Here is a 13,667-nt window from a genome sequence, read left to right on the forward strand (position 1 = left end):
GGTCGGGACGTTCTCAGGTCAGGCCGAGCAGCCGGGCGGCGTTCTCCTTGAGGATCTTCGGCTTCACCGCGTCCTTGACCGGCAGCTCGTCGAAGTCGGCGAGCCACCGGTCGGGGGTGAGGACCGGATAGTCGGAGCCGAAGAGGACCTTGTCCTGGAGCAGGGAGTTGGCGTACCGGACCAGGGACTCCGGGAAGTACTTCGGCGACCAGCCGGACAGGTCGATGTGCACGCCCGGTTTGTGCGTGGCGACGGCCAGGGCCTCGTCCTGCCAGGGGAACGACGGGTGCGCCAGGATGATCCTGAGCTCCGGGAAATCGGCGGCGACGTCGTCGACGTGCAGCGGGTTGGAGTACTTCAGCCGTATCCCGCCACCGCCCGGGACCGAGGCGCCGATGCCGGTCTGGCCGGTGTGGAACAGCGCGATGGCGCCGGTCTCCTCGATGACCTCGTACAGCGGGTAGGCCATCCGGTCGTCCGGGAAGAACCCCTGGATGCTCGGGTGGAACTTGAACCCCCGTACGCCGTACTCCTCCACCAGCCGCCTGGCCTCGCGGACGCCCGCCCGGCCCTTGAAGGGGTCGACGCTCGCGAAGGGGATGAGTACGTCCGCGTGGGCCGCGCAGCTTTCGGCGATCTCCTCGTTGGAGATGCGGGGGTGTCCGGTGGCGTGTTCGGCGTCGACGGTGAAGACCACCGCGGCCATCTTCCGCTCCCGGTAGTGCGCGGCCATCTCGTCGATGGTCGGCTGCCGGTGGCCGTGGGCCTTGAAGTACGCCTCCGACGCCGCGAACAGCTCGGGGCTGAGCGCGCCATGGCCGGTGCGGGAGACCTCGGCGTGGGTGTGGACGTCGATGGCGGTGAGGGCCTCGACGTCGATGCGGCCCGTCTGCTGCGTCGCTGTCATCGCCTCACGCCTCCGGGATCCGGGGCGCGGGGATGCCGACGCTCTGCGGCTCGCGCCCCAGCGACGTGTCCCACACCGCGGCGATGGACTCCGGGGTCCAGCCGCCGTCCGCGTACGCCACCGCCGCCTCCTGCGGGTGCGACCACAGGGCGAGCCGGTCGCCGCCGATGCCGACGCACTGCCCGGTGACGCCGCGTGCGGCGTCGGAGGCGAGGAAGGGCACCAGCGCGGCGCAGTCGTCGGCGGTGCCGAACCCCTCGCCCTTGCGCAGGACGTCGGGCAGCGGCCGGCCCTGCTTCAGGGCGTCGACGTACGGGGCGAAGGCGGGGATCGTCTCGGTCATCGCGGTGGCGGCGACGGGCACGATCGCGTTGACCGTGATCGCCGACCGGGCCAGCTCCATGGACCAGGTCCGCACCATCGCGGCGATACCGGCCTTGGCGGCCGCGTAGTTGGTCTGCCCGAAGTTGCCGCGCTGGCCGGCGGGGGAGCCGACCAGGACGAGGCTGCCGCCCTCGCCCTGCTCCCGCATCCGTACCGCCGCGGCGCGCGCGCAGGTGAACGTGCCCCGCAGGTGCGTGGCGATGACGGCGTCGAAGTCGTCGTCCGTCATCTTCCACAGCACCCGGTCGCGCAGGATGCCCGCGTTGGTGACCATCACGTCCAGCCGGCCGAACTCCTCGACCGCCCGGGCCACCAGGCGCTCCGCCGCCTCCGTGGTGCCCACCGCCACGGCTTCGGCGACCGCGCGGCCGCCCGCCTCGGTGAGGGACTTCGTGGCGGCCTCGGCCGCGCCGGCGTCCACGTCGTTCACCACGACCGCGGCGCCCGCCCGGGCGAGCGCGGCGGCGTACGCGTACCCCAGGCCGCGCCCGCTGCCGGTGACCACGGCCACCTTCCCCGTCACATCCACAGGCTTCAGGTCCACGGACATCGCCGGCCTCCATCTGTCGAAAGGGAGCGCGCCGAGGGGCGCGCTGAAAAGAAGCTAAGAGCAATCATTGTTGTCGTCAATGGTTGTTGTGATGACTCATTTATGGGATCGTGAGCGCGATCCGTGTCCCGAACGGCCCAAGGAGCCCCCGATCAGCGACGACATCACCGGCGCCCCCTGGATGCGCGCGCTGCACGCCGACACCGGCTACCTCCTCTACCGGCTCGGCCTGCGCTCCGGCAGCCTCTTCAACAGCGCCCTCGAACAGCACGGACTCCGCCTGCGCCACTACGCGCTGCTGCGCTACCTCGCCACCGTCGACGGCGCCCGCCAGCGCGAACTGAGCAGCCGGCTCGGCTACGACCCCAGCGCCATCGTCAGCCTCGTGGACGACCTCCAGCGCCTCGGGCTCACCGAGCGGCGCCCGGATCCGGGCGACCGCCGCAACCGGATCGTCGTCCTGACGGACGAGGGCCGGACGCTGCTGCGGGACAGCGACCGCGACGCGGCGCACGTCACCGAGCAGCTCCTCGCCCCCCTCGACGAGGAGCAGCGCCGCGCGCTCCACGCGCTGCTCCTGCGCGTCACCGAGGGTCAGTCGACGCTGTAGCAGCGGATGACGATGTGGCCGTCCTCCTCGCGGGCGAGACCCACGAAGACCGTCTCGGCGAGCCAGCGGTGCGCCGGGGCGTCGGTGCGGAACACCGGGGCGGTACGGAAGTACGTGCCGGCCCGGGCGACCATCAGCTCGCCGTCGTACTGCTCCGGGCTCTTGGCGCCCTCGTGGTAGTAACCGCGGTTGACGATGTCGATGACGGCGCCGTCGTCGGCGCGGATGAGGTAGCGGGCTTCCAGCTGGAAGATCTCGCCCCGGGTGCTGGACCAGTCGCCGCCGCCCGCCAGGACGGTGCCGTTGAGGCGGGGGCCGGCGACGCTGCCGCCGGTGATGGGCGTGAACTCGGTGCGCTCACCGTCGCCGTGGCCGATGTGCAGGTGCTCGGCGATCTGCGCGCGGATCTCGAAGACGAAGGTCAGGGAAGGGGCGGACGTCATGAGGATGCTCCAGTGGGTTCCGTGCGGCGGGTGGGCTTCCAGCCGGGCCGGGGCACGGCGTCGAGCAGATGACGGGTGTAGGGGTGTTGGGGGTCGGACAGGACGGCGGAGGCCGGGCCCCGTTCGACGACGCGGCCCCGGCGCATCACCACGACGTCGTCGCAGACGTGCCGCACGATGCCGAGGTCATGGGTGATGAAGAGGTAGGCCACGCGCGTCCGTTCGCGGATGTCGCGCAGCAGCGTGAGGATCTGCGCCTGCACGGAGACGTCCAGCGCCGCGACCGCCTCGTCGAGGACGAGCACGCGCGGCCGCACCGCCAACGCCCGGGCGAGGGCCACGCGCTGGCGCTGGCCGCCCGACAGCGCGCGGGGCAAGGACCCCGCCTGGCGCTCGTCGAGCCCGACCTCACGGAGCTGTTCGGCCACCTTCCGGTCGAGGGCGGAGCCGCGCAGCCCGGTGTGGAGCGCGAGGACCTCCCCGACGCAGTCGCGGACCCGCTGGTGGCGGTCGAGCGAGGCGTACGGGTCCTGGAACACCATCTGGATCTCCCGGGCGAAGCGCCTGCGCTCGGCCGTCCGCGCCCGGGGGCCGGGCCGGCCGCGGCCGCCCAGCCGGATGGTCCCGGCGGTCGGCGTCTCCAGCCCGGCGATCATGCGGGCGGTCGTCGTCTTGCCCGACCCGGACTCGCCGACGACGGCCAGGGCGCCGCCGGGCGGGACGGTCAGGCCGACCTCGTCGACGGCGACGAAGTCCCCGTACAGCTTGCGCAGCCCGGTCGCCTCCAGGGCGGGCGGCTCAGTGGTCGCGTCGGACACGGTCGGTGCTCCTGTCGCCCGCGCACGGCACGGCGTGCGGCTGGATCGGGAAGGTGATCGGGAAGTGGCACGCGGCGCCGCCCCCGCCCGGAGCGGCTCCGCCGACGGGCCGCAGCGCCGGGCGCTCGGTCCGGCACACCTCCCGTACGTCGGGGCAGCGCGGAGCGAAGGCGCACCCCGGCCCGGCCTCGAACGCCGATAGCGGCCGGCCCGTGATGGCCTGCAGCGGCCGGCCGTCCGCGCCCGGTGCGGGGCGGGAGGCCAGCAGCGCCCGCGTGTAGGGGTGACTCGCCCGTGTGTGCAGGCGCTCGGCGGGCAGCTCCTCCACCACCGTGCCCGCGTACATCACGGCGACGCGGTCGCAGACGGCGGCGGCGAGGGCCAGGTCGTGGGTGATGAACAGCATCGCGAGGCCCCGCTCGGCGCGGGCCTCCTCGATGATCGCCATGACCTCCGCCTGCGTGGTCACATCGAGCGCCGTCGTCGGTTCGTCGGCGAGCAGCAGCCGCGGCTCGCCCGCCAGCGCGGCCGCGATCATCACCCGCTGGAGCAGGCCGCCGGACAGCTCCGACGGGCGCTGCCGCAGTCGGCGGGGCGCGTCGGCGATGCCTACCGCGCGCAGCAGCTCGGTGACGGTCGCCTCGGCGGCCCGGGGACGTACGCTCCGCGTGGTGACCAGCCCCTCGGTGAGGAAGTCGCCGATCGTCCGCACGGGGTTGATGTGGGCGCGCGGGTCCTGGAACACCAGGGCGACGTCCCGGCTGCGCAGCGCGCGCAGCGCCGCCGGGCCCATGGCCGGGACGGACGCGCCGTCGAAGCGGATGTCCCCGCTGGTCCGGGCGCCCGGCGGCAGCAGGCGCAGCACCGCACGCGCGGTCAGCGACTTGCCCGATCCGGACTCGCCGACCAGACCCACGGCGGACCCGGCGGGCACAGTGAGGTCGACCCGGTGGATCACCGTGCCGCGGCGGCCGCCCTTGACCGGCAGGGTGATGTGCAGCCCGTCCACTTCGAGGAGGGCGGGGGACTCGGTCATCGGTCGTCTCCCAGGAGGCGTTGGGACAGGCCGCTGCCGAGCAGGTTGCAGGCGATGACGAACACCACGATCACCAGCCCGGCGTAGAGCGACTGCTCGGCCCGCCCGGCGAGGATCCCGGTGGAGCCGTTCGCGACCATCAGCCCCCACTCGGCGGTCGGCGGCTGGGTGCCGAGACCGATGAAGGAGAACGCGGCCACATCGAGCAGCGCGTACCCGAAGGCGGTCGTCAGCTGGACCAGGACCAGCGGCAGCAGATTGGGCACCAGGTGGCGCAGGCAGATCCGCCACCCGGACATGCCGAGCATCCGCAGGGCGGACACGTACGGCATCCGGCACTCGCGCAGCGCCGCGGCGCGCACGGTGCGGGCGATGTAGGGCAGGTACGCGAGGGAGAGCGTCATCACCGCCACGCCGAGGCCCGCGCCGAAGGCGGCGGCCGCGACGACGGCGAGGACCAGCCCCGGGAAGCCGAAGACCAGGTCCAGCAGGCCGGAGACCAGCCGGTCGTACCAGCCGCCGAGCCAGGCGGCGGACACCGCCAGGGCGGTGCCGACCGTTCCGGCCGCCAGCGTGACCACGGCGGGCGCCAGCAGGCTGGGCCGGGCCCCGTACAGCAGCCGCGAGAGGATGTCGCGCCCGGTGTCGTCGGTGCCGAGCCAGTGGGCTGCCGAGCCGCCCTGGTACACGGCGAACGGGTCCACGGCGTCGGGGTCGTACGGCGCGAGGAGCGGCGCGCACACGGCGGCGAGGACGACCAGGACGACGACCGCCCCGGCGGCGATCAGGACGCCCCGGCCCCTGGCCAGGGCACGGACCCGGCCGAACCGCCCCTCGCCCCCGGTGAGCGCGGCGAGTTGGTACGTGCTCATGCGTCGCCTCCCAGCGGAACGCGGTGGTCGAGGGCGGCGGTGACCACGTCCACGAGGGTGTTGACCGCGACGAAGACGACCACGGCGATCAGGGCCAGTGCCTGCACCACCGCGAAGTCCTGCTTGGCCGCGCTCTGGATGAGCAGGGCGCCGATGCCGTTGACGCCGAAGGCCTGCTCGACGATCGCGCAGCCGGCGATCAGGCCCGCGACCGCCACACCCGACACCGAGAAGATCGGCCCGGAGGCGTTGCGCAGGACGTGCTTGCGCACGACGACGCGTTCGGGAACGCCCCGGCTGCGCGCGGTCTGGACGTGTTCCGCGCCCAGTTCGGCGCGGACGGCGGAGCGCGTCACCTGGGCGACGTACGCGAGCCAGGACGCGGCGAGCGCCAGCGCGGGCAGCGTGAGGTGCTCGATCCGCCCGCCGAAGCCTTCTCCCGCGCCGTACGCCGGGAACCAGCCCATCCGCACGGAGAGCCACCAGATCAGCAGGACGGACATCACGAACGTGGGCACCGCCATGAGGGAGGTGGTCACCACGGTCACGAGCGTGCCCGCCCAGCCGCCGCGCAGGGCGGCGAGCGTGCCCAGCAGGACGCCCGGCACGATGATCAGGACGGCGGCGTACGCCACCAGGAACAGGGTGTTGCCGATGCGGTCGGCGATCAGGTGGGTGACGGAGTCCTTGTACGTCAGGGACTGGCCCGCGTCGCCCTGGAGCATGCCGCTCAGCCAGCGCCAGTAGCTCTCCAGGAACGGGTCGTCGAGGTGGTACTGGCGGTGGATCTCCGCCAGCAGTTCGGGGCTCGGCGGCTTGCCCCCGCCGATCAGCAGGGAGGCGGGGTCGCCGGGGGAGAGGAACAGGGCGCCGTGGAGGGCGAGTCCGGCGACGAGCGCGGTCACCGCCAGCATCGCCGCACGGCGGACGACGAACCGCCAGATCATGAGCCGCCCTCGCCGGTGCCGCCGTCGCCGGTGCCGCCGAGGTGGGCCGCCCACGGCATGTTGATGTAGGCGAACGACGCGGGGGCGCCGCTGAGGCGTTTGTTGAGGAACATCCGCTCGTGGGGCCAGGCGAGGGGCACGATGGGCAGGTCCTCGGTGTACAGCGCCTGCGCCCGGGTGAAGAGCGCGGCCGAACGGGCGGGGTCCAGCGTCGCCTTGGCCTGCCGCAGCAGCGCGGTCACCTCGGCGTTGCGGTACTTTGTCCAGTTCAGCGGGGATTCGGGCGCCGTCAGCATCTCCGCGTACGACAGGGGGTCCGGTATCTCGACGTAGCCCAGCACCATGGTGGCGTCGAGGCCCTCGCGGGCGGACGGGTCGTAGAACAGGCCGGACATCTGCGTCGGCTGGAGCTGCCTGATGACGACCTCCAGACCGATCCGTTTGGCCGCGGCCTGGAGGAAGGTGAGGGTCTGGAGGGACTGCTGGTCGCCCGCGCCCATGGCGACGGTGAGGGTGCGCTGCCGGGGAGCGGCCTGTTCGACCAGCTTCCTGGCCCTGTCCTCGTCGACGGGGGGCAGCGCGGGCAGCGCGTCATGGGCCGTGGCGTAGACGTCCGCGGCCTCGCTGTTCTTCCATACCAGGGACGGGATGAAGGTCTTCGGCTTCTGGGCGGCGCCGTCGTAGACGTTCCTGATCAGGGCGTCGCGGTCGAGGATCAGGGACAGCGCGTCGGCGATGCGGCGGTCGGCGAGGGGCGAGGCCGTGCTCGTGGGGTAGAGGAAGACGGTCTGGGCCGAGGGGCCGTAGTAGACCGTGCCGGTACGGGAGGAGCGCAGCGCCCTGGTGACCGTGGAGGGGATCTCGTAACTGCCGTCGATGTGCCCGGAGAGGAGGGCGCTGGTGAGGGTGGAGCTGTCGGTGATGAACCTGAAGGTCAGCTTCTCGGCCTTCGGCCGCAGCGCCGCGTCCCAGTAGTCCCCGTTGCGTACCGCCGTGATGGACTCACCGGACTTCCAGCTCGTGAGCCGGAAGGGGCCGGTGCACATCAGGCCGCCCTTGGCGGTGCCGTAGGAGGAGCCGGCCTTCTTCAGGTAGGCGGCCTCGCTGACCGCCCCGAAGCCGTTGACCAGGTACTTCAGGAACAGCTGGTCCGGCGCCTCGAAACGGACGGTCACCTGGTGGGCGCCGGTGGCCGTGACGGAGGTGACGCCGGCCATGACGTTGATGTTGACGCTCTGCGTGGCGGGGTCGCGCTGCCGTAGCAGGCTCGCGACCACGTCGCCCGCAGTCATGGGCTCGCCGTTCCAGAACCGCACGCCCTCGCGGAGGTTGAGGACGAGGGTCCTCGGGTCCGGGCGGTGCCAGGAGGTGGCGAGGCCCGGCGCGATGGAGTAGTCGGCCTTCAGCCTCAGCAGGGGGTCGCAGAGGTTGGACACCACGGTGCTGGGCGAGTAGTCGCCGACCTTGGCCGGGTCGAGCGTGGTGGGCTCGCCCATCGGGAGGTTCCAGGTGACCTGGTCGAGGGCGCCGGTGGCGGCGGGCGTGGTGGTGGTCAGCTTCGGGGTGCTCGTCGACGAGCCGGAGGGGCCGCCGGCCCCCGACGTACAGGCGGAGAGGGCCACCAGCGCGGACAGGGCGGCGGCGAGGGTGCGGGCGGTTCCGGGGGCGGTTCTGGGAGCGTGCATGAGGTGCTCCTGATCGGGGACTGCGTGGCTCTGACGGTCCTTCGGGGAATCCTTCAGTGGGGGGCGTGTACGAGCGGGGGTCAGTCGGCCCGTGGAGGCAGGACCGTGACGGTCAGGCGCGACGGGCACGCCCCGCCGGTGCGCAGGGTCTGCGTGCTCGGCTTCGCGGCGACCGTGGTCCAGGGGTTCTCGTCCGTGCCCGGGCACGGCAGGTACATGGGGTAGTCGCTGCTCGCCACGATCAGCGCGAGCCGGTGCCCGGGGCGTACGCGGTAACCGGTGTGGCCCAGGTCGATGTGCACCTCGTCCGGGGCCTGGGGGCCGCGCACCGACACCTGGCCGCGGGCGATCAGGTGCGCCCGGCTGTCGGGGGAGACGTCGAGCACCTTGGCGTAGAGGTCGAACACCGGGGCGGTGCTGGTCACATGGAGGTCCAGGCCGAGGGGACCGGCCAGGTCGAGGGGCTCGGACAGCACCGGTCCGCTGAAGGCGAGGACGTCCTCACGCGCGGCGACGGGCGCCACGTCGGGGTACGTCTGGAGGACGGCGAAGGAGTTGGGCACCAGCGACGGCACGAGCGCCTCCGGGTCGTGGACCCACCGCGTGCTGCGCTGCTCGGCCACGGGCTCCCCGGTCAGCGGGGCGCCCGGCAGAGGTCCCGCCGCGTCGGCCGGGTCGCCCAGCCAGAAGACGCGCTCGGCGGACTCGGCCGGGGGCCACGCGCCGGACGTGCGCCGGCCGGCGTGGCCGAGCTCCCAGTCCACCTTGGGGAGCGAGGAGACCGGACGGACGCCCTTGAGGAACACGTCGAAGAAGGCGAGGGCGGGGTCGACGTAGGCGGGCAGCATGCGCGCGAGGGCCGCCTCGCTCACGGCGTGGTCGTCCTCCTCGGCCACCGGCGCCAGGTCGAGGTGGTAGTTCTCGTGGTCGACCGCACCGGCCCACAGGTACTGCACGGCGTCCCACCCCGGCCGCGAGGCCAGCTCCACATAGTCGCGCATGTGCGGGATCAGGATGTTGTCGAACCAGCCGACGCAGTGCAGCACCGGCACGGGCCGGGCGTCGAAGGGGTGGCGGCCCAGCGCGGGGAAGAGGTTCGTGTAGCGGGGCGCGAGGGTGTCGAACCACGCGGAGCGCGCGCCGATGGCGCGGAACGCCTGCTCGTACTGCTCGATCACGGGGCGCAGCGAGCGGTCCGGCTCGTAGTCGTACGTGCCGTTGTCGACCCAGTGGTGGGCGTAGTACTCGATGCCCTCCAGCCAGACGGGACTGCCGACCGCGGCCCCGTCGAGCGGGTCGCTCTGCGAGGTCGCGTTGAAGTCCACCGTGGTGACGCGGGGGACGATCGCACGCAGCGCCGGGTGCTCGGCGGCGACCGCCGCCCACTGCGTGAAGCCGTAGTACGAGTCGCCGAACATCCCCACGACCCCGACCGACCAGGGCTGGTGGACGATCCAGTCGATGGTGTCGTAACCATCCTGCGGCTCGCGCAGGAACGGCAGGGTCCGGCCGCCGGAGCGGAACTTGCCGCGCACGTCCTGCACGACGACCGCGTAGCCGCGGGCGGTGAAGAGCGCGGCGATCCGATCGAAGAAGACGTAGCGGCTGTTCTTGTCGTACGGGAGTCGGACGAGGACGGCGGGGACCGTGGCCTCGTCGAGGTCCTCCGGGAGGTAGACGTCCGTGGCCAGCCGTACCCCGTCGCGCATCCGGACCAGGTGTTGCCGGGCCTGGTCGGGGACGGGGGCGGGGCCGATCCGCTCGCAGGGGAGAGTCATGCGGTGTTCTCCTGGAATTGAGAAACAACAGCGTCATGTAACGGCGTTGTATGACAACATTGCAGCTCCGGATAAGCGGGTCAACCCCCTGAGTTAAGGTCTGCGACATGCCGATTGAGGTAGACGAGGCGAGGCGGCTCGACGAGATCGCCGCCGCCACCATCCAGGTCGCCCGCGAGCGAGGCGTCCGCTCCGTCACCATCCGCGCCGTGGCCGCGCAGCTCGGCGGCTCGACGGCCATGGTCACCAACTACGTCTCCAGCCGCTCCGCGCTCATGATCAACGCCCTGCGTCGCGCGGAGGAGGACTGGGCGCGCGAGATGGAGGAGGTGCTGGAGGGCGTCAGCGGCCCGGACCGGCTCCAGGCCGTCGCCCGCTGGATGTGCACCACCCAGCGGGACGACGAGGTGCTGCGCCGCCTGCTGATGGAGATCGCCAGCGCCGGCTCCGACGCGGGCTCGGACGTCGAGGAGCTCCGGCGCGCCACCGCCCGGCGCAGCCGTGAGGAGATGGGCGCCCTCGTGGCCGAGGCCGGGGTTCCCGATCCGGCGCTGAGCGCCGACATCCTGCACCTGCTCTTCCGGGGTTACTGGCTGTCCACCCTGGAGGACCCCGACACCTGGAATCCCGACCGGGGGACGCGCGTCGCGCTGGCCCTGATCGACCTGCTGTCGCGGCAGTCGGGAGAGCGGCGCTCCGGAGGGGAGTGAGGGGCGAGGGTTGACAGGTCCGGGCGCCCGGAAGCAGGCTGACCCCGACATGAAACGCCGTTGTATGACGGCGTTTCCTCCTCTGTCGTCGAGCGGCCACGGATCACCTCACGCGTGGCGCCCTGCTCCTCCCCGCCCTCTCCGCCCCTCTTCTCCGTCCCCGCCGTGCGCCCTGCCGCGCCCGGGGGCTCTCCTTCCAAGAGGTATCCCATGGGAACTGCAGCCCAGCCCGCCGCGTTGTGGCAGCGCACCGCCACCGACCTCGCCGCCGCCATCCGGGCCCGTGAAGTCTCCGCCGTCGAGGTGGTGCGGTCGTGCCTCGCCCGCATCGAGGACACCAACCCCCGGCTGAACGCCCTGGTGGACGTACGTCCCGACGAAGCCCTGGCCGACGCCCGCCGCGCCGACGAGGCGGTCGCCGCGGGCGCCGACCTCGGCCCGCTCCACGGCGTGCCGGTGTCGATCAAGGTCAACACGGAGCAGAAGGGGTACGCCACCACCAACGGCGTCGCCGCCTTCGCCCACCGGGCCGCCGAGGGCGACGCTGCCTGCGTCACCGCCCTGCGCCGGTCCGGGGCCATCCCGCTCGGCCGCAGCAACTCCCCGGCCTTCTCCCTCCGCTGGTTCACCACCAACGACCTGCACGGCCGCACGCTCAACCCCTGGGACCACGGCCGCACCCCCGGCGGCTCCAGCGGCGGCGCCTCCAGCAGCCTCGCCGCCGGTATGACGCCCCTCGCCCAGGGCAACGACATCGGCGGATCCATCCGCTTCCCCGCCGCCTGCTGCGGAGTCGTAGGCGTACGCCCCACCGTCGGCCGGATCTCCGACTGGGCGCCGCCCGCCTTCGCCGAGACGCCCGACGGGCCCGTCGAGCTGGACTTCCCGCCCACCGTGCACGCCTGCGCCGTACAGGGCCCGCTCGCCCGGACCGTGGCCGACGCCCGGCTGGCCCTGCGGGCGATGACCACCCCGGACCTGCGGCACCCGCACGGCGTCCCGGCGATCCCCGAGCGGGCGGGCAGCGCCGGGCCCGTCACGGTGTCCGTGGTCCGGAGCATCGGCACCGTCGACAACCACCCCGCCGTCGACCGGGCGGTGAGCGACGCCGCCGCGCGGCTCAGCGACGCCGGCTACAAGGTCGAGGAGCTGGACGGCCTGCCGCTGCTCGCCGAGGCGGCGCGCCTGTGGTCCCTGCTGATCACCGAGGACCTGCGCCCCATGCTGCCGCTGGTCGAGCAGGTCGGCGACGCGGCGATCCGCACGGCGCTGGCCGGGCACTTCGCGGCCGCGGCCGCCGAGTGGGGCGAACGCCCCACCCTGGAGACCTACATCACCGGCTGGGCCCGCCGCGCCACGCTCGTCACCCGGCTCCAGGAGCTCCTCGGATCCGGCCGGCTGCTGCTCACCCCGGTCTGCGCGGAGCTGCCCTTCGAGCAGGACGCCGACCTCGGCGAAGAGGCGCGCGCCGGGCGGCTGTTCACCGCGATGTGGCCGATGACGGCTGTTCCGGTCCTGGGCTTCCCCGCCGTCACGGTGCCCGTCCGCCTCGACGACGGCCTTCCCGTCGGCGCCCAGCTCATCGGCGGCCGCTTCGAGGAGGAGCTCGTCCTCGACGCCGCCCAGGCCATCGAGGACCGGGGGCCCGCGATCAGCCTCTGGGCATGAAGAGCGTTGTTCTTCGCCCCGTTCAGCAGGTGACCGGCTCTCCTGGGGTGAAGACGCTGAGGTTGAGCCGGGCGCCAGGTGCCGTCACGGGTTCGGCGAGGCAGGTGGTGAACCGTGCGTCTCCCACCGCAATGAGGACCTCGGTGCGGGCCTCCGGGTCCAGGAGGAGCCGGCGCATGATGCCCCTCGCCGTCCGGTGCGAACGGGAACGGGAACGGGACCGGCGAAGAGGGCGGGACCGGCGGCACCACCGCTGCCGCGAAGGACGACGATTCGCTCGTCGGCAAGCTCGTGCTGCCGGCCGGTGTCGGCGCCGGGGTCCTCCTGCTCGGCGGCATCACTTTCTACGCCCTCAGGCGCCGCAGGGCGGCCTGACACCGGGACACCTGACGCTCGGTCTCCTCGACGGCGTACCGCGTCCGCCGCCCCGGCTTCCCGGGGCGGCGGGTCTCAGGCGGTCGTCCGGTTCACGCGGTCGCCCGTCTCACGCGGCCGTCCAGCCGCCGTCCACCGGGACCGCCGCCCCCGTCACGAAGGAGGAGCGGTCGCTGCACAGCCACGCGGCGGCCTGGGCCACCTCGGAGGGGGCGGCCATGCGCTTCTGGATGGGGCGGGCGAGGAAACGTTCCTCGATCTCCGGCGTCTCCTCCAGCACCTCGTCCATCAGCTCCGTACGGGTGTTGCCGACCACCAGCGCGTTCACCCGCAGCCCGCGCTGCCCGTACTCGGCCGCGGCGGCCCGGGTGAGGCCGATGACCGCGTGCTTGGCGGCGACGTACGGGGCGACGGCGCCGGTGGCGAGGACGCCCGCCACGCTGGAGGTGTTGACGATGGCGCCGCCGGAGGGCGAGCCGAGCATGACCGGAACCTGGTGGCGCATGCAGTTCCACACGCCCCGTACGTTGACGTCCATGATCTGCTGGAAGACCGCGTCGTCGGTCTCGTGCAGCTCCGTTCCGACCGTCGCCCAGCCGGCGTTGTTGAACGCGCCGTCCAGGCCGCCGTACGTGTCCACCGCCAGGGCCACCGCGCGCTCGACCTCGTCCGACCGCGTCACGTCGGCGGGCGCCGCCGTGGCCCGTCCGCCGCTGTCGGCGATCTCCTTCTCCAGGGCCCGCAGCCGCTCCTCGCGGCGGGCCACCAGGACGACGGCCGCGCCCTCCGCCGCGAACAGCCGGGCGGCGGCCGCGCCGATGCCGCTGGAGGCGCCGGTGATCATGACGACCTTGTCGGTGAGCAGTAACTGAGTAGTTGTCATG

General features: G+C 72.9%; 14 protein-coding genes. 3 read left to right on the top strand and 11 right to left on the bottom strand.

The features are described 5' to 3' along the window. Window positions 1-13: 13 nt before the first annotated feature. A complete protein-coding gene (locus ABZX67_RS02605) occupies window positions 14-907 on the bottom strand; it encodes an amidohydrolase family protein (protein ID WP_355353276.1) in 894 nt (297 codons plus the stop codon). 4 nt (window positions 908-911) lie between these two features. Then, window positions 912-1,829, bottom strand: coding sequence for an SDR family oxidoreductase (locus ABZX67_RS02610; protein WP_355353476.1), 918 nt, complete (start codon window positions 1,827-1,829; stop codon window positions 912-914). Between the two features lie 193 nt (window positions 1,830-2,022). On the opposite strand from ABZX67_RS02610, the gene ABZX67_RS02615 reads away from it, so the two are divergent. Beyond that, window positions 2,023-2,451, top strand: a complete 429-nt coding sequence (locus ABZX67_RS02615; protein ID WP_355353478.1) for a MarR family transcriptional regulator — start codon at window positions 2,023-2,025, stop codon at window positions 2,449-2,451. Here ABZX67_RS02615 and ABZX67_RS02620 read toward each other — a convergent pair. The 7 genes from ABZX67_RS02620 to ABZX67_RS02650 all read right to left on the bottom strand — a co-directional run bounded on the left by ABZX67_RS02620 (window position 2,436) and on the right by ABZX67_RS02650 (window position 10,030). Beyond that, complete coding sequence (locus tag ABZX67_RS02620; RefSeq protein ID WP_355353279.1) at window positions 2,436-2,894, bottom strand: DUF3237 domain-containing protein; 459 nt, start codon at window positions 2,892-2,894, stop codon at window positions 2,436-2,438. The two genes, ABZX67_RS02615 and ABZX67_RS02620, sit on opposite strands and share 16 nt — an antisense overlap. After that, window positions 2,891-3,712 carry an ATP-binding cassette domain-containing protein gene (locus ABZX67_RS02625; protein WP_355353282.1) on the bottom strand — a complete coding sequence of 274 codons (822 nt, stop codon included), beginning with the start codon at window positions 3,710-3,712 and terminating at the stop codon, window positions 2,891-2,893. Before ABZX67_RS02625 ends, ABZX67_RS02620 begins: the two co-directional genes overlap by 4 nt. Further along, window positions 3,693-4,748 (bottom strand): ABC transporter ATP-binding protein, encoded by a 1,056-nt coding sequence (locus ABZX67_RS02630; protein WP_355353285.1) that lies wholly within the window; start codon window positions 4,746-4,748, stop codon window positions 3,693-3,695. Before ABZX67_RS02630 ends, ABZX67_RS02625 begins: the two co-directional genes overlap by 20 nt. Beyond that, complete coding sequence (locus ABZX67_RS02635; RefSeq protein WP_355353288.1) at window positions 4,745-5,620, bottom strand: ABC transporter permease; 876 nt, start codon at window positions 5,618-5,620, stop codon at window positions 4,745-4,747. Before ABZX67_RS02635 ends, ABZX67_RS02630 begins: the two co-directional genes overlap by 4 nt. After that, complete coding sequence (locus ABZX67_RS02640) at window positions 5,617-6,567, bottom strand: ABC transporter permease (protein ID WP_355353291.1); 951 nt, start codon at window positions 6,565-6,567, stop codon at window positions 5,617-5,619. Before ABZX67_RS02640 ends, ABZX67_RS02635 begins: the two co-directional genes overlap by 4 nt. After that, window positions 6,564-8,252 carry an ABC transporter substrate-binding protein gene (locus ABZX67_RS02645; RefSeq protein WP_355353294.1) on the bottom strand — a complete coding sequence of 563 codons (1,689 nt, stop codon included), beginning with the start codon at window positions 8,250-8,252 and terminating at the stop codon, window positions 6,564-6,566. The genes ABZX67_RS02640 and ABZX67_RS02645 overlap by 4 nt, the downstream gene beginning before the upstream one ends. 80 nt (window positions 8,253-8,332) lie before the next feature. Next, the gene (locus ABZX67_RS02650; protein WP_355353297.1) at window positions 8,333-10,030 is read right to left on the bottom strand and encodes a CocE/NonD family hydrolase; all 1,698 of its coding nucleotides are present in this window, start codon (window positions 10,028-10,030) and stop codon (window positions 8,333-8,335) included. A gap of 107 nt (window positions 10,031-10,137) precedes the next feature. Between ABZX67_RS02650 and ABZX67_RS02655 the strand changes: the two genes are divergently transcribed. Continuing rightward, window positions 10,138-10,740, top strand: a complete 603-nt coding sequence (locus tag ABZX67_RS02655) for a TetR/AcrR family transcriptional regulator (protein ID WP_355353299.1) — start codon at window positions 10,138-10,140, stop codon at window positions 10,738-10,740. A gap of 210 nt (window positions 10,741-10,950) precedes the next feature. Continuing rightward, the gene (locus ABZX67_RS02660) at window positions 10,951-12,408 is read left to right on the top strand and encodes an amidase (protein WP_355353302.1); all 1,458 of its coding nucleotides are present in this window, start codon (window positions 10,951-10,953) and stop codon (window positions 12,406-12,408) included. 22 nt (window positions 12,409-12,430) lie between these two features. Here ABZX67_RS02660 and ABZX67_RS02665 read toward each other — a convergent pair whose 3' ends face one another. Next, the gene (locus ABZX67_RS02665; RefSeq protein ID WP_355353305.1) at window positions 12,431-12,586 is read right to left on the bottom strand and encodes a hypothetical protein; all 156 of its coding nucleotides are present in this window, start codon (window positions 12,584-12,586) and stop codon (window positions 12,431-12,433) included. A 306-nt stretch (window positions 12,587-12,892) separates the two neighbouring features. Then, window positions 12,893-13,666 carry an SDR family oxidoreductase gene (locus ABZX67_RS02670; protein ID WP_355353308.1) on the bottom strand — a complete coding sequence of 258 codons (774 nt, stop codon included), beginning with the start codon at window positions 13,664-13,666 and terminating at the stop codon, window positions 12,893-12,895. Window position 13,667: the final 1 nt, after the last annotated feature.

Source organism: Streptomyces sp. NPDC003036 (assembly GCF_040611175.1).
GTDB lineage: Bacteria > Actinomycetota > Actinomycetes > Streptomycetales > Streptomycetaceae > Streptomyces.